We start from the raw sequence: 24344 nt of genomic DNA, 5'->3' as shown, positions 1-24344 counted from the left end.
TTTTGTAGAAAGACATTAAGAATTATGCCACTTCAGATCATCAATTTAACGAAAAAGTTTGGAGAACAGACTGCACTGGACAACATCAATATTTCTATTGATAAAAATGAAATCATTGGCCTTCTGGGTCCCAACGGAGCCGGAAAATCTACCCTGATGAAATCTATTGTCGGTGCCCTGAAAATTGATCAGGGTGAAATCATCTTTAATGGAATGAATATTTCTGAAAACGAGATTGAAAGCAAGAAAAAGATCGGTTTTCTTCCTGAAAACAATCCGCTGTATCTGGAAATGTACGTCAAAGAATACCTTCAGTTTGTAGCCAATATCCATAAAATTTCTTCAGCCAGAGTAGATGAAGTGATCGAACTGGTAGGCATCACTCCTGAGAAATCAAAAAAGATCGGACAGCTTTCGAAAGGATACAAACAGAGAGTGGGACTCGCACAGGCCATCATTCACCAGCCGGACCTGTTGATCCTGGATGAACCTACTAACGGTCTGGATCCTAACCAGATCATTGAGATCAGAAATGTCGTGAAAGAGATCGGACAGCAAAAAACGGTACTTCTTTCTACACACATTATGCAGGAAGTAGAAGCCTTGTGTTCACGGGTTATTCTGATTCATAAGGGAAATATTCTTCAGGATTGCCCTATTGATGAATTTAAAGGTAGATTTAACAGTTTGGAAGAAGCTTTTGCTAGCTACACCGCCGTTTCTTAATTATTTTCAATGGAAATTCACATCACTCACGGACAGGGCATCATCAAAGCTCTGTACGATGGTTTCGCCAGCTGCTTGATCATCAGGCGTCCTGTGGCCGTTAACTGGCCGGATTCCCGGGGAAGTGTGGGTGAATATTATGCGGTATCAGAACTTTCAGAGAAGGATAAAATCATATTGTCTGATAATCTTAACCAGGCGCTTACCGAAGGAACAGAAGCTGAAATCTTATCTGGTATTGAGGATTTCCTTCATCTCTTTGAAAGCGGCACCTATCAGGTCAATCTTGGTAAAATACCATTTGAACATTCCAACTTTTATATGAGCAGGCCTTTACCTGCTGATGAAAATCCTGACGGTAGTCAGAAATTTTCAGGTTGGTTCTACCCTTTTGAAGATTTTAATTACCTGTACACGCTGGAGGGTAAAAGCATTGATCCAAAACGAGTAGACTATTATACCGATCTTATTAAAAAAGGAAGCTGTCCGAAGCCTGTTATCTTTTACAGTCTCTATAATCAGGATCCGCTGATGAGCAGTGCTTTTGTTTTGGACGGGCATCATAAAATTGAGGCTTACAGACGTCTGGAAATGGACATTCCGGCTGTATTTATTGCGAAGGATAATGATGGCTACAACTCAGCTTCAGAACTCATGCATGGAGCGCACAGCCTGCTTCACGATATTGAATTTGAACACCTTTTTCAGAATAATGACGATAACCTGCCTCATATTAATTTTCTTAATGATGAATTGCTGACGAATGCCCTGGATAAAATGCTTAGAGATTCAGAAAGAATCGACACCTCCATCATTGAAGTTTTAATCAGGCATCACCAATCCGGTTCTTCGGATGAAAGAAAATGGCTGAACAGGCGTCTTGAATTTTTAAGAAAAAACATCCATCTCAGTTTTTTTAATTTCAGAAAAGGCTTAAATGTATATATTCCTCAATATACTAAAGGTTATAAAACAAATACCTGGTTTCTGAAAACGCTCAGAAATACCATGGAACTGAACACATGGATCAATGAGACAGTCTTAAGGTAAGCATCAAATGGCTTCATATTTGATTGGGTTTGCATCTAACCAATAACTCAATGATAATGATCAAAAAGATTTTACTAGGCGCATTCTGCATGACTCAGTTTTCTTTAGCCTATGCAACAGAAAAGCCATCTGCGACAATCAATACCCAACATGCATCTAATGAAGTACAGCCTTTTCAAAAGGTACCCAAAACAGTGATCATCAAAACGAAAAAGTTTAAGATCAGAATAGACAAACAACCCAATGGAAAATATCTTTACCAGTCATGGGCTGCTAATGCTAAAATCACTTCAAAACCAAGTATGATCATCAGTGATGGTGAATTGATCCCCGACGGTTCGGGAGGCAATTACTATTTCAATTTTGTGAATGAAGGTTACAATTATCAGGTTTGGAGGAATTATCTTACGGACTCAGCTTCCAAAGCCCCTTACACCCTTACTGTAAATGATGAAAACGATCGTGAAATTGTACGCCAGGACGCACAAGTAGTAAAAAATTAACATACAGAAATCCATTCTATAGAGTGGATTTTTTTTCTGCTTCATTAAATAGTTAGAATTCAGTACCATTTCTTTTCGTGAAATTTATTCTTAGTAAAAAATTCTGGACTGCTGGACGATTGTTTTGTGATTAATCCTTATATTGAAGCATCATACTAAATTGATAGAAATGCTATTTTCAGTAAAATCAAATCTGATAGATGTTGTTGCCAGAGAAATCTACCCGGCAGAAGTCACCATCAATCATGGCAAAATTACTTCCATAAAGAGGATTGACGAAACTCCCGAAACCTATATTTTACCGGGCTTTATTGATGCTCATGTTCATATAGAAAGCAGCATGCTTCTTCCTTCAGAATTTGCACGGATTGCCGTGAAACATGGCAGTGTGGGAACCATTTCGGACCCGCATGAAATAGCCAATGTTCTTGGTGTTCCCGGAGTTGAATACATGATTGACAATGCCAAACAGGTTCTCTTTCATTTTTATTTTGGGGCACCCTCGTGTGTTCCAGCTACCAACTTTGAAACTGCGGGTGCTGTTATTGACTCCGCAGATATAGATCATTTGCTCTCCCGTGAGGACATTATCTATTTAGCAGAAATGATGAATTTTCCGGGGGTCATTTACAAAGATCCGGAAGTCCTGAAAAAAATAGAAATTGCAAAAAAATATAAAAAACCCATAGACGGGCATGCTCCGGGACTTATGGGTGAAAACATGGAAGCCTATTTTAGCGCTGGTATTACGACAGACCATGAATGTTTCAGTTATCCGGAAGCCCTGGAAAAACTGAAATTCGGTGTCAAGGTGCTTATCCGTGAAGGAAGTGCTGCCAAAAATTTTGACACCCTTATCCCGCTCCTGAAAGAATATCCTGATCAAATCATGTTTTGTTGTGATGACAAGCATCCTGATGATCTCATAGAATCTCATATTAATTACCATGTAAAACGTGCACTGGATTTGGGCTATGATCTGTTTGATGTTTTGAGGGCTGCCTCATACAATGTCATCAAACACTATCAGCTTCCGGTCGGATTATTACAGCCGGGTGACAATGCAGATTTTATTCAGATTGACAATCCGGAAAGTTTTAAGATTTTAAAAACATATATCAAAGGGCAACTGGTTGCAGAAAACAATAGATCTCATATCGAATCCGTTCCGGCTCCTGTAGTTAACAATTTCAATTGCAGCCCCAAAGAGCCTGCTGATTTTCAATTAAAAAGTTCAGGCAGCCACATCCGTGTGATAGAGGTTTTAGACAGACAGCTGATCACCAACGAACTCCACTTACCTACTTTAGTTGTCAATGGCTATGCCGAATCTGACATTGAAAATGATATCTTAAAGATCGCGGTAGTCAACCGGTACAGGGATGAAAAGCCTGCTGTTGCTTTTATTAAAAATATTGGACTTAAATCTGGTGCTATAGCATCCTGTGTAGCCCATGACTCCCATAATATTGTGGTTGCAGGCACCAATGATGATGATATGTGTAAAGCGGTCAACGCCATCATAAAAGCGCAGGGAGGAATTTCACTGGCCACCAAGGATGAGGAAATGGTTTTGGAGCTGCCCATTGCCGGAATTATGACGAACCTTAATGCTGAGGAAGTAGCTGCTCAATATATTAAACTGGATCAATACGCTAAAGAATTAGGAAGCACACTTAAAGCTCCTTATATGAGTTTATCATTTATGGCATTGCTCGTCATTCCCGAACTGAAACTCAGTGATAAGGGGTTGTTTAACGGAAAAGAATTTCAGTTTACGGATGTATTTATTTAAATTTAAAGGATTGGAAGCTGGAAGAGGGAGGATGGAAGTTACTGTTCGTTGTCATTTCTGATGCAGGTAATTTTTTTTCTTCCAGTGTCAGTTTCCTTTGCCGTATTAAAAAGAAAGCTCTTCAACCTTAATTGGGTCAAATAACCTTATCAAACAATCTTCAGATCAGAAAACTTGCTGCCGGGAAAGCTTTCTTCAGCCATCATATACCCGATATTGAAAATCTCTTCCAACCGGTCTTTTCCCCGTTCAAAAGTTCCGTATGAAGACAGTTTCTGGGAAGAAATAAACCAGTCACAATAATCGAATTTCCCTTTTTCTATTCTATAGGAAAGCAGATCATACGAACGGGAAACAATGGCTTTGATCGATTTTAAATCTTTGATATTAATATCGTGGGGAGGAGAAACAAAAACACCGATCAGTTTATCGCATTCTTCTCTGATAATATCTGCGGGAAAATTATTCAATACTCCACCGTCACAGTACATTTCCTCACCAATGATGTACGGCGTTGTCACTCCCGGAATAGAACATGAGGCAATAATGGCATCGACCACTTTAAAATCTTCATCAAATATTTTCTGAGTTCCGGAAACCAGCTCCGTTGCTACGATTTTCACTTCCTTATTCAGATCCCCTAACTTCATATCATGGAAGATGGGTTTAAGATAATTCCGGAAAATAACGGAAGAAACCAGTCCCGGCTGGTTGAAAGCAAAATGTTTCCAGTTGAAGAAATAAATCGAATTGAAGAACTCCAGGATCTCATCCGGTGTTTTTCCCACCGCATACAGACATCCCACAATAGATCCTGCGCTGCAGCAGGAAAGCACGTCTATATCAATGTTTTTTTCGTTCAAGAATTTTAACACTCCTGCATGGGCAATCCCTTTGGTACCGCCGCCTGACAAAACCAGCCCTTTTCTCTCAAAATTCATAGAATAAATGTAAGAAAACGGGGTGGAAAATTCAGATTAAATTTCATAAATCTTTTATTTTAGAATTATTCTATATGATTCGATCCGTAAAATCCATAAATCACTAAAAACATAAAGCCTGAAAAACTTCAGGCTTACCTATATCAGTATAGATTCTATTTATTTCAGCAGATATTCCTGCATGAATCTGATCACTGCAAGACGCTGAAAATCTACATTTTCTTTTTTTCTGAATCCGTGGCCTTCGTTTTTAGCCTCCAGATACCATACTGTTTTTCCCTGAGCTTTCAGCTTATCTCTCATCTGAACAGCTTCCGTAACAGGAACTCTCGGATCATTGGTCCCCTGAATGATAAACATTGGCTTTTTAATTTTGTCAATATTATTCAATGGGGCAATTTTAGTGAAGAATTCGGCCATTTTAGGAATTCTTTCATCGCCGTACTCTACTCTTCTTAAATCTCTTCTGTATTCTTCCGTATTTTTAAGGAAGGTATTAAAATCAGAGATTCCAACAATATCTACAGAGCATCTGATTTTATCGGCATATTCATAAGCGGTGGCTAAGGTCATAAATCCACCGTAACTTCCGCCCATGATCATAATCCTGTCTTTATCCAGTTCAGGTTGTTTTGCAATCCAATCCAGAAGACTTCCGATATCTTTTACGGAATTCATTCTCAGATCCCAGTTATCTGCTGCGATGAATGTCTTTCCGAAGCCGGAAGATCCTCTTACATTAGGATAGATCATGGCTACCCCCATTTCATTGGTAAAGTAGTTGGAAGAACCTATTGAAGAAGCCATAGACTGCCCTTCCGGGCCTCCATGGATGTTAATAATAACCGGTCTTTTTCCTGTAAATTTCGATGACGCCGGATAATAAAACCCGGAGATCTTCATATTGTCAAAACCTTTCCATTCGATCAATTTAGGAACGGACATATCTGCAGGCTGCATTTCTCCCTGCTCACTTTCTGTCCATCTTTCTATATTCTGAGTGGCCATATCCATTTTATAAATATCGGACCCGGAATTTGCTGCGGATCTTGAGAAATAAAGAGACTTCCCATCGTTAGAAAATTTCACCCCACCGATCAATCCGATTGGAATCTGGCTTACCGGCACATATTTTTTGGTAGCCGCATCAAGGATGTACAATTTATTGATTCCGCTTTCATTGGTGATAAAAGCAAGTTTAGACTGATCTTTGGAAAGATCGTAATCTTCTACGTTCCAGGGAATGGAAGTGGTAAGATAGTCTGTCTTTTTGGTTTTCAAATTTAAAACGGCCAATCTGCTGAATTCGTTGTTCCGGTCCGTAACATAAAAAATTTCATCCGGATTTTTACTGAAAGAAGCACCACTCTGGACCACACCTTTCTCTTTTCTATCAGTGATTGGTTCTAGTTTTTTGGATTCCAGATCGTAGATATACAAATAGGAATCGTTGGCAGACACATATTCAGTGATCAATAGTTTTTTACCGTCTTCGGACAGATCAGAGATTCCCCAGCCGCCGCCTTTTACTTCAAGAACCAACTGTGTATCTTCCGGTTTTGAAGGATTCATGTAATAAATATCCCTGTCGCCACCGTTTCTTTTGGTCGATGAAAAATAAAATCCTGAGCCGTCTTTTTTCCAGATCATTCCTCCGTTCTGGGATCTTCCGCCATCGGTAAGAAGTTTGGATTCCATGGTTTTCAGATCAAGCTTAAAAAGCTGCCCGAATTCATTTCCTCCGGTATCTTTGGTGTAGATCAAATATTCTCCTTTTACGGGCTCATAGGAGGCTGTATTGACAGGTTCATCAAAGAATGTAAGTTGCTTTCTCGCTCCCATGGGCACAGAAATTTTATGAAGCTGATTCGTGGATGCAAAACGGGTCACTGCAATGATTTCTTTCCCGTTGGGATGAATGCTCGCAATCCCTGCATTCCTGCTTTCAGAATATTTCTTAATAGCCTGATTCAGGGTTTTGGGAATAGGCAGAATATTCTCGGCAATGAGATTCTCGTTAGGACTCACAAACTCATTTTTCGTCTGTGCAGACAGAAGCCCGGCCAGCGACAGAGCCAAAACAATATATTTGTTTTTCATTGTTAAATTTTTGCCTGAATTTACAAAAAAACCACAGACAAATTGCCTGTGGTTGGTATATAAAGAGATCTTATCTTCTTAATTATTGATATATTTTTTTTTAAATATATATTAGATATGGATCACTTCACCGTAAGCTGCTGCTGCTGCTTCCATGATCGCTTCAGACACTGTTGGGTGCGGGTGGATCGATTTAATGATCTCATGACCTGTAGTTTCCAGTTTTCTGGCCACTACTGCTTCCGCCACCATATCTGTAACACCTTCTCCAATCATGTGGCATCCTAACCATTCACCGTATTTAGCATCAAAAATAACTTTGATGAAACCGTCTGTATTTCCGTTAGCAGTAGCTTTACCACTTGCAGAAAGAGGGAATTTACCTACTTTGATCTCGTATCCTTTTTCTTTAGCCTGCTTTTCTGTAAGACCTACAGAGGCTACTTCAGGGTGACAGTATGTACATCCAGGGATATTGCCGTAGTCGATTTTTTCAACATGCATTCCTTTGATTTTCTCAACACAAGTGATTCCTTCAGCAGAAGCAACGTGTGCTAAAGCCTGAGTAGGAATAATATCACCGATTGCATAGTAACCAGGAACTGAAGTTTCGTACCATTCGTTTACTAAAACTCTTCCTTTATCTGTCTGGATTCCCACTTCTTCCAATCCGATATTTTCGATATTCGCAGCGATACCTACCGCAGAAAGTAAAATATCCGCTTCAAGGGTAATGGTTCCGTTGGCTGTTTTTACAGTAGCTTTTACGCCTTCTCCGCTCGTATCAACGCTTTCTACAGATGCATTGGTCATGATCTCGATTCCTGTCTTTTTAAGAGATTTCTCTAAGTGTTTAGAGATTTCCTCATCTTCTACAGGAACGATGTTCGGCATAAATTCCACAACCGTTACTTTAGTTCCCATTGTATTATAGAAATCAGCAAATTCTACTCCGATAGCACCAGAACCTACAACAATCATAGATTTTGGCTGCTCAGGAAGAGATAATGCCTGTCTGTATCCTATCACTTTTTTACCATCCTGAGGAAGGTTAGGAAGTTCTCTTGAACGTGCTCCTGTAGCAATAATAATGTTGCTTCCAGCATATTCAGTTACCTTACCGTCTTTATCAGTAACAGAAACTTTTTTACCTTTCTGAATTGTAGCTGTACCAAGAATCACGTCGATCTTGTTCTTCTTCATCAGGAATTCAATTCCTTTGCTCATTTTGCTGGCTACGCCACGGCTTCTCTGGATCACGTTTGGAAATTCAAAGCTGGCTTCCACTTTATTCAGACCATAGTCTTCAGCATGGTTGATATAATGAAAAACCTGAGCAGACTTCAGTAAAGCTTTCGTAGGAATACATCCCCAGTTCAGGCAGATACCTCCTAAGTTTTCTTTCTCGATAATTGCAGTTTTGAAACCTAATTGTGCTGCTCTGATCGCAGTAACATAACCGCCAGGACCGCTTCCGATGACAATGATATCGTAGTTCATTATTTTAAAAATTTTATGCGAATTTAAGGAAAAATATTGGATGTTTTATGTTCTGCCATTTCATATTTCACTGAACACTAAGTTCATTTTACCAGCCAGTACTTAGCCTAACGACCCTGAACATCTTTTTTTTATCAAATATTAAATACCCCTCAAAAATCTAAACACAATACTCAAAATCACAATAAAGTGATTTGATTACCAGAAAACGAAAATAAACAATTGTAAATGAATATTTTACAATAATTTTCATATTTTTGCCCAAAATATAACAATATGAAAATAAAGAACTTTATTTCGATCTTTCTTCTATGTAGTGTTTTTTCAAACGCACAAGTTGGTATTAGAACAACAACGCCAAACAGTACTTTAGCCGTCGCCGGATCTCTGGGGGCAGATTACAAGCAGATCACCGCTACAGCCTATAACATCACCGCTACAGATCATTATATCACTTATGACGGCGCTGCCAATGCTACGTTTACGCTTCCTGTCATTGGAACGGGTTCTACCAGTTATACGGGAAGAATTTATAAAATAAAAAACATCTCTGCTTCCAGCATTACGCTTCAGGCATCGAGTGGCAATACTTTAAGAATCGACAATACTCCGGTTTCGTCTTTTGTGATTCCTACCGGAGCTTATGCCGAGGTGGTGAACAACAGCAATACGACAGGAGGAACATGGGATCTGTCGTTTACGGTTCTTCCTAAACCGAGCAACGTTGAAATTTATGGAGTACAGCTTTCTATTCCTCCTCACGGGGGGGCTCTCCGGGAGTAACTGACTGGACTAACCATACCGTAACCTCTTATGACACGGGTACAGGAACAGATTCGTGGTGGGTAATCAGCAAAGCATCTACTACCTACGCACACACCGCAGGCTATTCCAATGCGAGCCGCATGACGATCGTCTATGAATATCAGGGGACGCCTTTCAATGTCACCAATATGTATCCTATTTTAACGGCAGGAAACAATTCCAGTTTTCCTGATGTTTTTACGGCTTCGTTCGTAAGTCTTGCGAATGTCTCAGGAAAAACAAGACTTACCGTTTCGGTTTCCCGTATTGACTTTATAGGAGCCAACGGATCCAATAACAGTAACTGGACAGGGACTTTCATGCTGAATCTTTTGCTGGCGAGGAAATTATATTAAGATTGATAGAGGATGAGGATGAGGCTAAGGTTAAGGTAGAGCGTAAGCTAAGATTGAGGATAAAAAGATTGAGAATAATTATAGAATAAAATGAAGAAAGCCGTTTTCACTGGATGTGAGACGGCTTTTTATATTTTGCTTCCGAAGATAGCTTATATGGAGTCGGATTCTCAAAAACTTTTAAATTAAATAACAGCTTCAGAAACCGATATAATTATCTACAGTATTACATTTTTTTAAGTAATCTTTTCTCGGCCCGGTATCTTTCATTTAAAGCTTTCATCTGATCTCTTTTCATCTTTTTTGTCGCAAGCGGATGATTCATAATCAGTTTCTTTTCTGTATTGTATTTTTTGTCCAGCTCACGCGATTTACTACTGATTAGCTCACTTTTGGATGGGTGTGGGGGTACCGGTGGTCGTTTCTGGGCATTCACATTCATCGATAAGCCTAATAACACGACGGTTGATATCAATAACTTTCTCATGACATTTACTTTTTTTTGAATGATTTTAAACGATGCTTATGATCAATTAAATTCATTCTGGTTTAAGTAAATATTACATATATCGTACCATAGCTATTATTTAAGTTAAAATTTTGTATAATCAAAACCCTATTCTACCTCAATATTCCTTTTCAGTGACAGGTTCTTAGAAGAATTTCCTACCATAATTCTGTAGGTCCCTTTTTCTACGATCCATTCCATTTTTTCATCTAAAAATTTAAGTTCTCTGACTGGAATTTCAAGCGTCACCTGTTTTGATTCTCCGGGATTTAAATAGACCTTTTTAAAACCTTTCAATTCAATGACGGGTCTGGATACCGACGCCAGTACATCTTTTACATACAGCTGCACCACCTCACTTCCGGCTTTTAATCCCGTATTTTTAATAAGAACCTTTGCCGTGATAGTTTCATTTTCTGAATACTTTGTTTTATTTAATATGAGATCTGAAATCTCAAAAGTGGTATAGCTTAGTCCAAAACCAAAAGGATACAGAGGCTCTCCACTGAGATCATAATAATCATTTCCTCTTCCGGTGGGATGATGATTGTAGGTCAGAGGCAGCTGTCCTTCTTCGGTCGGAAACGTAATCGGAAGTTTTCCGGATGGATTTTCTGTTCCCAACAGAACTTTTGCTACCGCATTTCCGCCTTCTTCACCGGGATACCAGACCTCTAAAATAGCGCCAGCCTTATCTTTCCAGTGGGTCGTTTTTATAGCAGATCCGCCTACCAGCACTACCGTAACAGGTTTATTTAATTTTGAAACCTCCTGAATGAATTTCTCCTGATTTCCTGGAAGATTCAGCGAAGAACGGTCTTGAAATTCCCCTTCATGAATCCCTGCCGCAATGATGACGTGATCTGCATTCTGTGCGATTTTCAAAGCTTCATCAAAGTCTTTCTGATAGTTCTCAATACCATAATTCCAGATCAGTTCGATATTGGCTTCTCCCCTGTTTTCACGGAACTCAATGACTATATCATATTTTTGATCTTTAACAAACTCTACAGCAGCCGTTTTCGTGGAGTAGCCCAGTTTCTCCCATTGATCGACAATGAGTTTCCCATTTAAGTACAATCTGAAACCATCATTTCCACGCAGTCCCAACTGATAATTCCCCTGATCCGGAGCTTTCAGTTTTCCCGTCCAGCGAATACTGTAATGGTCAGGTTGCAATGTTTCAGGGTCTGGCGAATACAAAGTCCACTTGAAATTAATCTGTTCATCCTGTCTTTCAAAAACTGAACTGCCTTTTAAGCTGCTGTTGGAAAAATAAAGGCCTTGTAATCCTTTTTTATTTTCAAAAGATAAGAGATCGGAAGGTACTGTTTTAAATTCCTTGGTATCCCATGTAATACCTTTCGCATAAAGGATTTCAATATTTTTATCCCGGGTGAAGTTTTTCATTCCCTGCAGAATGCTAACTTTATTATTTCCCGGCCCTGAATATCCTCCCAGCCTGGCATCGGCGGCATCTGTCCCGATAAGGGCTATTTTCTTTGCATGGGGAGATACAGGAAGTGTTTCGTTATTATTCTGCAACAGCACAAAAGATTCAACCGCTGCTTTTTCGGCCAAAGGTTTATGGTTGATCTTTTTCAATTGCCGGATATCCTGGTCAGAAACATAAGGATTTTCAAACAATCCCAGCTCAAATTTTGCTCTTAGCACTCTTGCCACGGCATCATCTATTCTTTCCTTTGAAATTCTTCCATCCAAAAACGGAGGGATAAACAATGCATAGTGTTTGTATTCTGTCTGAAATATTACATCCAGCCCGGCATTGATAGCTTGTGCAGAAGCATCGTCGTAATCTTTAGCCGTAAAATGCAGTACATTTGCTCCTCCAACGGCACTGGCATCGCTGATGACAAATCCTTTGAAGTTCCATTCTTTTTTTAGTTTTTCCGTGAGCAGCCAATGATTTGCAGTAGAAGGTCTTCCGTCAAGCAGGTTATAAGAAGTCATTACAGATCTGCTTTTTCCTGTGGTAAATGCTTTATAAAAAGGAACGAGGTGGGTTTCTTCCAGATATCTTCTGCTCCAGTGGATCGGGTACGAATCTCTTCCGCCCTCTCCTACATTCGCTAAAAAGTGTTTCGGGGTGGTAATGATTCCCTGGTCTTCAAATGAGCTCACAAAATGTACTCCCATCACAGAAGTCAGAAAAGGATCTTCCCCGTAGGTTTCTTCTGTTCTTCCCCATCTGACATCACTGGCTATGTTCACCACAGGGGTCAGAATCTGGCGGATGCCTCTCAACCTCGATTCTTTTGCGATGGCTGAAGATACTTCTTTCATCAGATCCGGATTGAATGAGGCCGCTAAGCCAATGGCCTGTGGAAAGGCTGTAGCTCCTTCGCGCATTAATCCGTGTAAAGCTTCATCAAAAGGGATGATGGGGATTCCCAATCTGGATTCTTCAATGAAATATTTTTGGATAACATTGATCTTTTTCGCCAGTCTTTCGGCATCTTCATCGGCATTATATTTCAGCATTTGTCCCGCAACACCTCCGCCCTGATTTCCGGCACTTACCTGTAATCCGAAAATCCCGTGTTTATACTGGTCTTTGGGAACGTTATCCAGATCTCCAGGAATCATAAAACACTGCCAGAATTTTTCTTCCGGAGTCATTCTTTTCAGCAGATCCTGAACCCTGATCTCAATGGATTGCTTAGGATCTTTGTATAAGGGGTTCTCTCTTTGGGCGTGAAAGGAAGCTGAACTGAAAGACAATACAATGGTTGTCATTTTAACAAAACTCAGTTTCATCATTTCGTCATTTGAATTACGGTGGCATACTTCAGCTGTATTCTTTCTTCGGGAAGCTTTATTTCCATCCTCTTTCCAGTCTGTTTCCATTGTACTTTTGAGGATAAGCCGAGAACTTTCAGTGATTTTGGCTTAAAGTTTTCAGGAAGCGTAAAAATGAGCACCAATGGGCTTTTATAGTCTATTTTATCGTCAATATGGAATACATTCAGGGTTTTACTGTCTTTCGCCTGGGTGTAATAAAAACTTCCATCGTGATAGGGCTCTGCCGCTCTTGTGGCAAAGACAGCCGACTGATTTTTCTCCATCCAGACGGAAATTTCTTTTAATCTTGCATACACAATAGGATCATAGTCTCCATTAGATCCCGGAGCGATATTCATGAGATAGTTTCCGCCTCTTGAGATGATTTTTATAAGGGTTTCAATGATTTTTTGTGAGGATTTATAGTTATCGTTGGGAACATAGGAAAAGGAATCTCCCATGGTGATACAGCTTTCCCAGGGAATGGAAAGCACATGTTCGGGAACGGCCTGTTCTGGGGTTACATAATTCTCCCATTTTCCGGGCACAGTACGGTCTACCACAATAATCCCCGGCTGATTTTTTCTGGCCATAGTTCCTATTTTATCCATATCAATATCCTGTTCTACTTTAATGGTTCGTTGCCATTCTACAGAAGGATCAATGGTTTTGAAAGGACGTACCCAGCCTCCATCCAGCCACAGAATATCGACCTTACCGTAATTGGAAGTGATCTCGTTCAGCTGATTAAAGGTGAATTTTTTAAAGCTTTCCCACCTTTCCGGGTATTTTTTGGGATCATAGTTAACGTTCCGGTCTTTTGGCGGAAAGTATGGCCACCAGTAATACTCGGAATGCCAGTCGGGTTTTGAAAAATAGGCCCCGATCTTGAATCCGTCTTTTCTGAAGGTATTGAAGATCTCTTTGGTGACGTCTGCTTTTGGATTTTTTGAGAAGGGAGTTCTGGCCGAAGTTATTTTATATTCAGATTCTTTGGTATCAAACATCGTAAAACCATCATGATGTTTTGTCGTGAAAACTACATATTTCATTCCTGCTTTTTTTGCAGCATCTGCCCATTTCTGAGGATTAAAATCTACCGGATTGAAACTGGTCTGAAGATTTTCATAATTCCTGACATATTCATTGTATGATTGCCCATGTTCAGGTTTCCTCTGGGTCCAGGATTCATCCTCGGGACAAAGGCTCCAGCTTTCTACAATCCCCCACTGACTGTAGGTTCCCCAATGCATAAACAGTCCGAATTTTAGATCCTGCCACTGTTCCAGATTCTGAACGACAAGCGGATCATCCGGTTTTTGATAGCCTGCAGAGACGTTGTGCGCCTGCGAAAAAAAAGCTGAGGAAATGAAAAAGGAAGACAGGAAAAGGGTTTTCGTTTTCTGTTTAATGAGCATAGAAGGTTAGTTTTTGCTAATTTAATCATCCTTTTCTTAATCAGCAAACCTTAATTTCTCAGCAGATCATCCAGTGCATTATCCAGATCAGGATAGGAAAACCTGAATCCATTTTTGAGGAGTTTATCGGGGTAAACATTTCTGCTTTTGAGCAGGAGCTCGGTTTCTGTATTCAAAAACAATGACGCGATTTCCAGCTGCCAGACCGGAGCATTTAATCCAAAAGGAATTTTCAGATGTTCTCTCATTTTTTTCATGAGAACTTCGTTGGATACAGGATTTGGAGCCGTTATATTGAGAGGTCCTGACATATTTTCATGGTCAATAATCCAGTCAACTGCTTTACAGAAATCATTAATATGAATCCAGCTCACTTTCTGCTGACCTCTGCCTTGTTTTCCGCCAAGTCCCAATTTTGTGATCATCCGCAGTTTTGGAAATGCACCCCCATTATTCCCCAAAACAATAGATGTTCTCAGGGCTACTTTTCTTACTTCTTCATTGTTGACCTTAAAAAACTCTTTTTCCCAGCTTTTGCAGATATTCATTGAAAAATCGTCGCCGATGATCCCGTTTTCTTCCGTATTCAGCTGTGTTTCTGAATGGACATAAATGGTTGCAGAAGCAGCATTTAACCAAACCTTAGGTTTTATAATACATTCATCTACAGCCTGCTGAAGTATGTTGGTGCTATCGATTCTTGAAGAATAGATTTCTTTTTTGTTGTTTTCATTATACCTGCAGTCTACAGATTTTCCTGTAAGATTGATGAGTACATCGGCTCCTTCAATACTGTTCTTCCATTCCCCTAATGTACGGGCATCCCAATATATTTCATGGTCACCTTTGGGGTTTCTGGTTAAAATATAAACCTGAGAGCCTTTCTCTTTAAAATATGCTGATAGGCTTTCACCTAGAAATCCGGTTCCGCCGGCGATTATTATTTTCATGGGGTTTGAGTTATGTTATTCTTTTTATTTTTGATGTCCCACAGATTTTTCAGATGGCACAGATCGTTATCATTTTTTTTAACCATTAGATCAATGAAGATGATAGGAAGTATTAAGAAAATAAAATGATTTAGCATTCTTAAAAACTTAAAAATCCTTAATAGTTCAATTGTTTTCATTCCATACTTTCTTAGTTGTAAAAATTTAAATTTCAAATAAACTTAAGCGTTTATTTTATTTTTAGAAGGTTACAGAACATATTTCTTTGTTTTCACTTCAATTTCGGACCCTTCTGCCAACATGACCGAGATGGGTTTCTTTTCATTCAGGAATTCAAATTCTTTTCCGTAGAGCGCACTGAATTCTATGTCAAGCTGATAGTCTTTAACCAGATAATAATCCCACTTTGGATGGCAGACTTCATATTCTGAGGTTTTGGTTTCTCTTTTGGTAAAGCCATAATAGTGCTCGGTAATAAATTCAAATTCTGAATCGGTTTCCATGGGCATAGGATTATTATCAGCCGTGATCAGGATGGAATGCCAGCTTTTATCTTTCCATGAGTATTTTACCGTCAGCTCATCGCCATTGACATCGATTTGATTGTTCATCGGCATTGTTTTATAATTTTCTTTATAAAATGAATTGGCCACAAAACTGAGCGCATATTTCGGAACGATCTCTTTGATAAAAACGACACCTCTTTTCCATACATTCTTTTCTTTCTTTTTAACGTAAAATCTTAGATTAACTTCTTCAAAATTGCGGTAAAAAGGAATTGAAACACCCAATAATCTGGTATTTAAAAACATAAACCCAACGAGACTCACATAACATTTTCCGTGGTAAAAATCGAGTTCTGTCCCTTCGGGAAGGTATTTTTCTAAAACCTGAGGGTCTGTTTCGTAGTTGATGATGGCTAATTTTCGCCATTCGGCTTTTAGGAAGTTCATTTTTGTAGTTTTTGGGTTTCGGAGTTTGATCCGAGTTGAAAGTTGTGACGTGTTGAATACAGATTTGATATTAATCGGATGCTTCCGCTGTTTTCTTAATTAATTCGTTTCGGTCTAACAGGAAGTTTCTCATATAATTTTTAAGGAAAATATGATTAAAAAACCTTCCAATCATTCCCAGCAGAGATTCGAATTCAAAGATATCGATCATGACTGTGCCCTTATTATTCTTTTTAAAAATATGTTGATGTTTCATCGTTTTAAAAGCTCCATCGAGCATCATATCCGTGAACTGGAATGGCTTCTCCATACTTATAATTTTTGTTGTTAAAGTCTGATCAACACCTAAATGTTTAGCCCTCCAGGTTACCGTTTCATTTTCTTCAATAAGTCCGGATGTTCTTCCTGCCACTGCTTTTTCATTGGTTTTCCTTGTTGATTTTTGATGTAAATCAATATCTCTTGCGAGGTCAAAAACTTTGTGAATATCTGCTTGGATGTGGGTTTCTAAATAAATTCTAGCCATTGTTTTTGTTTTGTAGGTTCGGGATAATAGATGTGCGGTTCGGGGTTCGAGTTACTGTTGAAAACATGAAGATTTGTTCGGTAGGTTCTAATCTAAAACCTTGACGCCTGATCTCTTTATTCTTTATTCTTTATTTCTAAAAAGTTTGCTTTCTGTGTAGTTCCGGCAGTTTTTTATCTATTCTTTCAGCCAGTTCCGGTAGCTTGATCGTGGGAACTGCAGGGAAAAGATGATGTTCCATATGATAAAACATGCTGAAGGTAAGTTTATTTTTCCAGGAGCTTCGCTGTGTTCTCGCGATATTGGGGGTTTCATGGGTATCGTGATGAACAGTCCACACTGCAAAGAATGCCATTAGAAATTCGCCCAAAAACATGATCAGCACATGATAGATAAGGAAATAAATCTGAAAATAGAACACAATGAAAGCAAAAACCGCGATCGAAACGAGCTCTGCAAGCATATTTCTCTTATATTTTTTATTGGCTTTTTTGAAAGTAATCCAATGGATCAGAAACATGTGTTTCGGACCGTACAGAACGGCTTCATACCATTTCATAGAGGCTGATTTCCCCTCATAATCTTCTTCTGAAAGACAGAATTTGTGATGCCTGATATGGTTGAATTTTACGGCATGAATAGAGGCTATCATTAAAATACTGTTCAGGTACAGAGAAAGCCAGGTGAGAAACTTTCCGGTTCCCAAAGCATTGTGAAAGCCATTATGCACCTGTCTGAGCGCTGTCAGAAAATAGAATCCTGAGAATGGAAGCGCCAGCCAGTAATATTCATAATAAGCCAATAGGATCGAAATAAAAAACCATGGCAGACTGATATTGTTTTCGATCAGTATTTCTTTAACGGAAAGCGTTCTGAGATCTTTCCATTCTACTTTTCTGATGAGTTCAAGGTGGTTCATATTTTCAACTTTTTAAAGGGTAAGCCAAATAATAAATGCCAGAGCTGTTATTCTGAAAAGGGTCCATGAAATGGTAGGAAGATAGCTCAATTTTAGGAGTTTACAGCGTCTGAGGTGCTCCAGAAACATCACCAACACCACAATTCCGAAATACACGATATAAAAATTGGGTGTAAAGTCCGTAAATAAAGCAGGAATCAGAAGTACTGTTCCGATCAGAGAGACGGTCATCATATTTCCGAGATAGTTCCAGATCCTGTCTTTTAGATACGTTCTCAGAAATATTGTCTGCCAAAGGATCTGACCAATGCAGACTGTCAATTCTCTCATAAAATGATGACTTAAATTAAATCCCAGCTTTCCGGAAAACAGACTTAAAATGTAAGCTGAGAAAATAAGGACACCAACCATATAAATGATCCTGTATTTGATATTAAAATCAGGGACACATGATTCTTCATGATCATCTTTAGCTGACGGAATGATTTGTTTTCTGTTGTAAGAAACCAACGAATACAGCCTCTTAAAAAACCAGTAAAGCGGTTGCACTCTGGCTATTTTTTCCAATAACGGAAGGGAATTTCCAATGATAAGAAGAAGGCTGTCTAATCCGTACACGACTTCCTTTCTGTTGTGATCTATTAATGCGATCTCGTTTTTTGCGCGGGTGAAATCTATAAGGGTTTTATTGCCCGCAGACATTTCCGAAAAGGCTTCTCTTCCATTTTTATCAAGCATTCCGCATTTTGTAAAACCTTTAGAATAGATATTGCACATAGGACATTCATTGTCGTAGATCAGGGTGTGGTTTTTCAAGGTTTTCATGATGATGTATTTTAAAAGGTTAGGAAATCTCCACGGGTTCTTTTATGGGAGGATCTGAAAGTGATATACATCCAGATCTTAAAGATGAGTGTTTTCATTTTCGATGAGTTTTTCTTTGTTCATAGCATGTTTACGCCCTTTTAGGAAAAGTAATAAGTTTAAAAGCATCATGATTCCGAGGTAGATAGAAAAGCCACCGATCTTTTTGCTTAAAGCCACCACCAGTCTTTCTAGGGTTTCAATCTGAAAGAATTCAATAATGCACAAAGCGAATCCGATATTCAGGAGATAAAACCCGATCTTAAATAGAGAATTGGTGGCCATTGCGATGTCTTTTTTCTGATGAAAAATATCAATCATAAATGTTTTTGAATTTTTGAACAGAAACTGAGATACCAATACGGTAAGGGCAATTACGATAGGTAAATAGATCATGTACGCTGAGAAATTGTACGTCGTGGTTAAAACGGTTGTGGTCATAGCTGTATTATTTTAAAGTTAATTTGTTTCTTAAAAAATAAAGGGTAAAAATGTTCATATAATGCAAGACGCAAAGAATCAAAGCTATATATCCGATGCGAACGGCTGTGACTGCAATAACTTCTTCCGTAGAGCTGACATGGTCCCAAAATGCCAGGTTCACAGCAATATATCCCAGGTTCAGCAGGTAGTAACATCCGAGAAGTATCCTGTTGATAGTAAGGCACATCTCCTGATCATGAAGGAGGTATTCCAAATAGGACTTTCCGGCCTGAAAGCATCTTCTTCCCACATCTATAGTAATGTAAGAGCTGACCGTAAGGAAAATGAGGTATGATACTATATTAAACATTTTATAAATATTATATTTTCAGTAATTTTTGAAAATTAAATTCAAATAAAAAAGGATTTTAGTCCTCTTCTATTTTAACAGGTTGGTAATCTTCCCTACCAGCCAGTGATCATCGCTCTTAATGGCCAGATCCATAATATTACTGATTTTTCCGGTTACTGAGCTGAAATCCTGCATCAGTTTGATGAACTCTTTCGCTTCTTCCGAATCATTATCTTCAATGTTTTTCAGTTCTTCCAGGAAAGAGATTACAGGTTCTATTTCTCTTTTCCTGCGTTCTTTTGTGATCTGCTTAAACAGATACCATACATCCTTTTCTGCAATGAAGTATTCTTTCCGGTCGCCCTTTATAAATTCTTTTTTTACGATTCCCCAGTCTATTAGAGCGCGTAAATTCATATTGGCATTTCCTCTGGAAATTTCCAGCTGCTCCATCACTTCATCAGTAGAAAGCGGTTTTCCATTGGCTAGAAGCAATGCATGAACCTGTGCCATCGTACGGTTGATTCCCCAGTTGGTAGCGAATGTTCCCCATGTCTGGATGTACTTTTCTTTTGCTTCTGAAAGTTTCATTTGTTGCTCCATTTTTTATTTCTGTAACAAATGTAATTATATTTTTTGAATTTTCAATAATTTTTGAAAATTAATTTTACTTACCTGATTTTTAACATCATCCTATATTTTTTTTCTGGTAGATAGCCTCTTTTTAAATGCTATTTCCTTCTCTCCTCTCCCAGTCTTTGTTGAAAAAATATGATCTTTTACTATTTATTAATTTTTTAAATCATTCCCATTGAAAATCACTTATGCCAATCCTGTTGTTTTAAAAACCGTGGCATAAAAAATGATTGATGTTCAGGATGATATAATCATTGAGAAATGGATACACAATTAGAACAACACATTATACAGGTGTTTCAGAATCAGAAAAAATTCTTTGCCACCCATCAAACCAAATCAATTAGTTTTAGAATCAAACAGCTTGAAAACTTCAAAAAAGTATTTGTTGACCATACCGATGCTCTTTGTGAATCCTTATTTACGGATTTGGGAAAGAGCAGACAGGAAGCGGAATATGCTGAAATAAAGCTCGTGGTAGATGAATTAGACTATTGCCTTGCCAATCTTGAAACCTGGGCAAAACCTATTGAACAGCCTACCATTAAACATTCTTCCGGCAATGAAATGATCAGTAAAATTACTTTTCAGCCTTATGGTGTCAATTATATAGTAGGCCCTTTCAATTATCCGGTTCAATTGACGTTCAGTCCTTTAGTGGGAGCACTTATAGCGGGAAACACCGCTATCATTAAGCCATCAGAAAACACACCTAACGTAGCCAATGTCATTGAAAAAATTGTACAGGAAGCATTTCAGCCGGAGTATGTAGCGGTTATTCAGGGAGCGATTGAAGAAAACACCCTCTTGCTAAGCCTGGACTTCGACTATATTTTCTTCACAGGAAGTCCCAATGTAGGAAAGATTGTCATGAAAGCTGCTGCCGAAAAGCTTATTCCTCTCACCCTTGAATTGGGAGGCAAGTCGCCTACCATTGTCCATAAAGATGCCGATCTCGTTAAAACAGTAGAAAGAATCACCCGAGGAAAGTGGATGAACTGCGGGCAAACCTGCGTGGCTCCCGATTATATTTATGTTCATGAATCTATCAAAGATGAACTAATTCTGAAATTCAAGGCTTATCTGGATCAAATGTATCCGGATTCTTCATTCGGCAAGATTGGAAAAATTGTATCTCAGCAACAGGTTAAACATCTGGCAGGCTACTTAAATGCTGCCGAAGATAAAGTGGTGTACGGCGGAAAATATGATGTTGAAAGCCGTCACTTTGAAGCCACATTAATGGATAACGTTAACTGGGATGATGCGGTGATGCAGCAGGAAATATTTGGTCCGATCCTTCCGTTTTTAACCTATACAGATATTAGTGTTGTTTTGAATGAAATCAATTCCAGACCCAAACCATTGGCTTTATATATATTCTCAGAAGACAAGGATTTTGCTGAAGATGTATTGAGCAGAACGACCAGCGGTGATGCTGAAATCAACAGCACACTGATTCATGTTGGGTCTCATTTCCTGCCATTTGGAGGTGTAGGAACATCTGGTATGGGGAAATACCATGGTAAATACAGTTTTGAAACATTCAGCCATACACGGTCTGTACTGGAATTAAAATAGAAACAATATGCTTTAATGTACCACTTTTTTATTGTAGTACATTAAAGTATATAACAAAAGAGGTCTTACCTTAATTTATTACTCAATTTTTACAGATAGTCCTTCATTCCAGTATTTCGCTTCCGGCATATAATAAAGATATACATTGCTAGACTTTCCGATGTATTCTCCTGCAAATTCTACTTTCAGATCAAGATTGATGACTTTGGCCTCTCCTCCATCAAAATGTTCCCAATATAGCAACAGATAAATTTTCTTCATCGTTATTAATATCTTTAAAAATATAGAAAAAAAAGAAATTTCCGGGGAAATTTCTTTTCTTAAAATGTTAATTCTTGATCACCTTAAAGGTTTCCCATTTATCCTTAGATCTCAATCTTAACAGATAAATACTCTGGGGATAGGAAGTAATGTCAATCGTGTTTTTACCTTCGCTTAGATTCTCTTTCCTTATAATAATCTTTCCGGCCAGATCGTATATAAACAATTCGTCTATAGCATCTCTGGATTTGATATTGATGATTCCTTTTGTAGGATTCGGATAGATCACTGTTTTAGATTCCTGCTGATTATTTACTTCTGTTTCAAGCTTTTTGTTTAAATGATCATTTGAAATTCCCTCGTTGCATTCCGGAAGCGTAGCTCTCTGCAGAATCAATCTTAATAATAAAGCGTTCAGTTTTTCAACTTCGTAGGAATCAATGGTAGGTTTTATATGATCATTCCCGATTCCACTGTCATTGGTAAGAAAAGTGTAGGTCCCATTTGTCAGCAAGGCAAAGGTTCTCATCAGGTATTCCGTCTGCTTATCTGTATCGCTTGCAGATAAAGGAATAACTGTAATTCCTTTCCTGGCTGCTAATTTTATTTTCTCATACAGTTTACTGATATTCTCATCTGATCTGTGTGGAGGTGCATCGAGAATCAAAAACATGATTTTCGCTGAATTTTCGTTGCTCCATTTCAACTCATCTATGGAAACCTGCATTGCTTCTACAACAGCTTCCGGAGTATCTCCACCGCCGCCCGCATTTTGCTTTTTAATAAAATTGACCAGCTCTTCTGCTTTGTCAGAAAAATCAAACTTTTTGGTCACATATTCATCACCCTGGTCTCTGTAAAAAACAGATCCATATCTTACTGTGGTATTTTTCAGATTGCTTTCGACCTTTTTTAAAACGTCGAGAAGTTCAGACTGCAGATAAGAAATTTCGTCTCCCATAGAGCCTGTAGCATCCACTACAAATGCAAGATCAAGATTTCTTTTTGTAATACAGGCTTTATCCAGCATGATAAGATTCTGTCCGTTTTTAAAATCCCGGATATTGCTGCTGATGATCTGCCCTGAACCGTCTGTTAAATAATATTTTTCAGAAATCGGATTACTTCCCTTCATAGGCTCTATCCATAGCTCTGCATTTCCCAGATTATTAGAAACAGCTTCCCAGATGATCTCTTTTTTATCGTTCAGTAGTTTTACTTTTTCTCCGATTACAGGTTTTCTGTTCTTATTGACCAATTGTACGGAAACTCTTCTGTCAGGAAAAAACTTCCAGATACTTTTGTATTCATCCAGAGTTGGAACGGCAATATCTTTCCAGTAATCCCATTTTGAAAAATCATCGACTTCTCCAGCAGTTAACTGTCCTGCTTTCGAAAAATCTTTTTCCTCTTCTTTTATGATGTCCTCCGTTTTTTTAGATGCCAATTCTTTAAGTTTTTCCAGCTCTGATTTGGATAATCCCCGAGTGGTTACCAAAATAACTCCATTGCTGGCTTTGCTTCCATATAAAGCTGTGGCCTCTATTCCTTTTATGACCCTCAATTCTTTGATATTTTTAGAATCCAGAACACTAAATAAGGATTTTTCCGATTCAAATAAGGTACCATCTACTACAAAGACTGGTTTATCCATACTTATACTTCTAGCTCCTCTTATCCGTATTTCGGAATCTTTTCCTTTTCCTGATGAAACTTTTAGTCCAGCTACTCTGCCACTTAAAGAAGACAGTACAGATGAGCTTCCGGCTCCCTTATCTGTGGAAGCAATGATAACACTTGATGCAGATGTTGTAGCCTCATATCTTTTCTTAATTCCTAAGCCCGTCACCACTACTTCTTCAATACTCGTTTCTCTTAAAGTATCTCTTTTTCCTTGCCCGGAATATCTACGCTCCTCAAGAATTTCAGGCGGTATCGGCAGGTTGCAAGAAATGATTCCTGAGTTTTGTACATCTGCTGGCCCTACACCTATTGAATGAGGTTCATAGGCAATAACTGCTGGCGGCACAGGTTCGAGATCTTTTTCAATATTAGATTTTACTGTGCTGTCTATGGTTTGGATCTGACTTTTCTGAAGATGATCTTTTGGCTTTTCCGCAATAACAGGATTCCCGAGAGCTGTTGTTTCTTTTTTATCCAAAAAATAGAGCACCCCCAATCCAAGGATCAGACTTGCCGCAATTCCATAAGGAAACCAAACCGGCAGTAATCTCTTTCTCTCTTCTTTTTGATCTAATTTTTCTTCAACTTTTGCCCAAACTTTATCAAACCCCGGAAAAACAGCCGGCTCTTCTGAAAGCTTAGAAGCATCATTGAATCTTTTATCTATGTCTTGATTATTTTCCATTGCTCTAA

The 24344-nt window shown here is 38.6% G+C and carries 23 protein-coding genes; 8 read left to right on the top strand and 15 right to left on the bottom strand.

Annotated features, from left to right (window positions below; genetic code table 11):
- Window positions 1-24 precede the first annotated feature (24 nt).
- From NZD88_RS01310 to ade, 4 genes are all read left to right on the top strand, one after another.
- Entirely contained in the window at window positions 25-726 is a 702-nt protein-coding gene (locus NZD88_RS01310; RefSeq protein WP_259826817.1) for an ABC transporter ATP-binding protein, read from the top strand.
- Window positions 727-735: 9 nt separating this feature from the next.
- Window positions 736-1776, top strand: coding sequence for a hypothetical protein (locus tag NZD88_RS01305; RefSeq protein WP_259826815.1), 1041 nt, complete (start codon window positions 736-738; stop codon window positions 1774-1776).
- Window positions 1777-1832: 56 nt separating this feature from the next.
- The gene (locus NZD88_RS01300; protein ID WP_259826813.1) at window positions 1833-2279 is read left to right on the top strand and encodes a hypothetical protein; all 447 of its coding nucleotides are present in this window, start codon (window positions 1833-1835) and stop codon (window positions 2277-2279) included.
- Window positions 2280-2448: 169 nt separating this feature from the next.
- Complete coding sequence (ade, locus tag NZD88_RS01295; RefSeq protein WP_259826810.1) at window positions 2449-4074, top strand: adenine deaminase; 1626 nt, start codon at window positions 2449-2451, stop codon at window positions 4072-4074.
- 149 nt (window positions 4075-4223) lie between these two features.
- On the opposite strand, the gene NZD88_RS01290 is transcribed toward ade, so the two are convergent.
- From NZD88_RS01290 to lpdA, 3 genes are all read right to left on the bottom strand, one after another.
- A complete protein-coding gene (locus tag NZD88_RS01290; RefSeq protein WP_259826808.1) occupies window positions 4224-5015 on the bottom strand; it encodes a patatin-like phospholipase family protein in 792 nt (263 codons plus the stop codon).
- Between the two features lie 159 nt (window positions 5016-5174).
- On the bottom strand, window positions 5175-7115 hold the full coding sequence (locus NZD88_RS01285) for a S9 family peptidase (protein ID WP_259826806.1): 1941 nt from the start codon (window positions 7113-7115) through the stop codon (window positions 5175-5177).
- A 111-nt stretch (window positions 7116-7226) separates the two neighbouring features.
- A complete protein-coding gene (gene lpdA, locus NZD88_RS01280; RefSeq protein WP_169233769.1) occupies window positions 7227-8615 on the bottom strand; it encodes a dihydrolipoyl dehydrogenase in 1389 nt (462 codons plus the stop codon).
- A gap of 276 nt (window positions 8616-8891) precedes the next feature.
- Between lpdA and NZD88_RS01275 the strand changes: the two genes are divergently transcribed.
- On the top strand, window positions 8892-9398 hold the full coding sequence (locus NZD88_RS01275) for a hypothetical protein (RefSeq protein WP_259826802.1): 507 nt from the start codon (window positions 8892-8894) through the stop codon (window positions 9396-9398).
- 122 nt (window positions 9399-9520) lie between these two features.
- Complete coding sequence (locus NZD88_RS01270; RefSeq protein WP_259826801.1) at window positions 9521-9775, top strand: hypothetical protein; 255 nt, start codon at window positions 9521-9523, stop codon at window positions 9773-9775.
- A gap of 226 nt (window positions 9776-10001) precedes the next feature.
- Here NZD88_RS01270 and NZD88_RS01265 read toward each other — a convergent pair whose 3' ends face one another.
- From NZD88_RS01265 to NZD88_RS01225, 9 genes are all read right to left on the bottom strand, one after another.
- A complete protein-coding gene (locus NZD88_RS01265; protein ID WP_259826798.1) occupies window positions 10002-10262 on the bottom strand; it encodes a hypothetical protein in 261 nt (86 codons plus the stop codon).
- A 129-nt stretch (window positions 10263-10391) separates the two neighbouring features.
- Complete coding sequence (locus NZD88_RS01260; protein ID WP_259826796.1) at window positions 10392-13151, bottom strand: glycoside hydrolase family 3 N-terminal domain-containing protein; 2760 nt, start codon at window positions 13149-13151, stop codon at window positions 10392-10394.
- A complete protein-coding gene (locus tag NZD88_RS01255) occupies window positions 13061-14503 on the bottom strand; it encodes an alpha-L-fucosidase (protein ID WP_259826794.1) in 1443 nt (480 codons plus the stop codon). The genes NZD88_RS01260 and NZD88_RS01255 overlap by 91 nt, the downstream gene beginning before the upstream one ends.
- Before the next feature lie 50 nt (window positions 14504-14553).
- The gene (locus tag NZD88_RS01250) at window positions 14554-15453 is read right to left on the bottom strand and encodes a TIGR01777 family oxidoreductase (protein ID WP_259826793.1); all 900 of its coding nucleotides are present in this window, start codon (window positions 15451-15453) and stop codon (window positions 14554-14556) included.
- Window positions 15454-15701: 248 nt separating this feature from the next.
- The gene (locus NZD88_RS01245; RefSeq protein ID WP_259826792.1) at window positions 15702-16406 is read right to left on the bottom strand and encodes a YqjF family protein; all 705 of its coding nucleotides are present in this window, start codon (window positions 16404-16406) and stop codon (window positions 15702-15704) included.
- 70 nt (window positions 16407-16476) lie between these two features.
- Window positions 16477-16932, bottom strand: a complete 456-nt coding sequence (locus NZD88_RS01240) for an SRPBCC family protein (RefSeq protein WP_259826790.1) — start codon at window positions 16930-16932, stop codon at window positions 16477-16479.
- Between the two features lie 136 nt (window positions 16933-17068).
- The gene (locus tag NZD88_RS01235; protein WP_259826788.1) at window positions 17069-17851 is read right to left on the bottom strand and encodes a fatty acid desaturase; all 783 of its coding nucleotides are present in this window, start codon (window positions 17849-17851) and stop codon (window positions 17069-17071) included.
- A gap of 12 nt (window positions 17852-17863) precedes the next feature.
- A complete protein-coding gene (locus tag NZD88_RS01230) occupies window positions 17864-18676 on the bottom strand; it encodes a DCC1-like thiol-disulfide oxidoreductase family protein (RefSeq protein WP_259826787.1) in 813 nt (270 codons plus the stop codon).
- 78 nt (window positions 18677-18754) lie between these two features.
- Window positions 18755-19156 (bottom strand): hypothetical protein, encoded by a 402-nt coding sequence (locus tag NZD88_RS01225; protein WP_259826786.1) that lies wholly within the window; start codon window positions 19154-19156, stop codon window positions 18755-18757.
- Between the two features lie 61 nt (window positions 19157-19217).
- Here NZD88_RS01225 and NZD88_RS01220 point away from each other — a divergent pair, with 61 nt between their 5' ends.
- Window positions 19218-19493, top strand: a complete 276-nt coding sequence (locus NZD88_RS01220) for a hypothetical protein (protein WP_259826784.1) — start codon at window positions 19218-19220, stop codon at window positions 19491-19493.
- Between the two features lie 84 nt (window positions 19494-19577).
- On the opposite strand, the gene NZD88_RS01215 is transcribed toward NZD88_RS01220, so the two are convergent.
- Entirely contained in the window at window positions 19578-20081 is a 504-nt protein-coding gene (locus NZD88_RS01215) for a GbsR/MarR family transcriptional regulator (protein ID WP_259826783.1), read from the bottom strand.
- A gap of 306 nt (window positions 20082-20387) precedes the next feature.
- On the opposite strand from NZD88_RS01215, the gene mdlD reads away from it, so the two are divergent.
- On the top strand, window positions 20388-21707 hold the full coding sequence (gene mdlD / locus NZD88_RS01210; RefSeq protein WP_259826781.1) for an NAD(P)-dependent benzaldehyde dehydrogenase MdlD: 1320 nt from the start codon (window positions 20388-20390) through the stop codon (window positions 21705-21707).
- Window positions 21708-21785: 78 nt separating this feature from the next.
- On the opposite strand, the gene NZD88_RS01205 is transcribed toward mdlD, so the two are convergent.
- Window positions 21786-21968: a hypothetical protein gene (locus NZD88_RS01205; RefSeq protein WP_259826779.1), complete on the bottom strand. Its 183-nt coding sequence runs from the start codon at window positions 21966-21968 to the stop codon at window positions 21786-21788.
- A 67-nt stretch (window positions 21969-22035) separates the two neighbouring features.
- The gene (locus NZD88_RS01200) at window positions 22036-24336 is read right to left on the bottom strand and encodes a T9SS type A sorting domain-containing protein (protein ID WP_259826777.1); all 2301 of its coding nucleotides are present in this window, start codon (window positions 24334-24336) and stop codon (window positions 22036-22038) included.
- Between the last annotated feature and the right edge of the window lie 8 nt (window positions 24337-24344).

This window comes from Chryseobacterium pyrolae (assembly GCF_025153485.1).
GTDB classification, from domain to species: Bacteria; Bacteroidota; Bacteroidia; order Flavobacteriales; family Weeksellaceae; genus Chryseobacterium; species Chryseobacterium antibioticum.
Note: the sequence above shows the minus strand (reverse complement) of the source record. Positions and strands in the feature narration are given on the sequence as shown.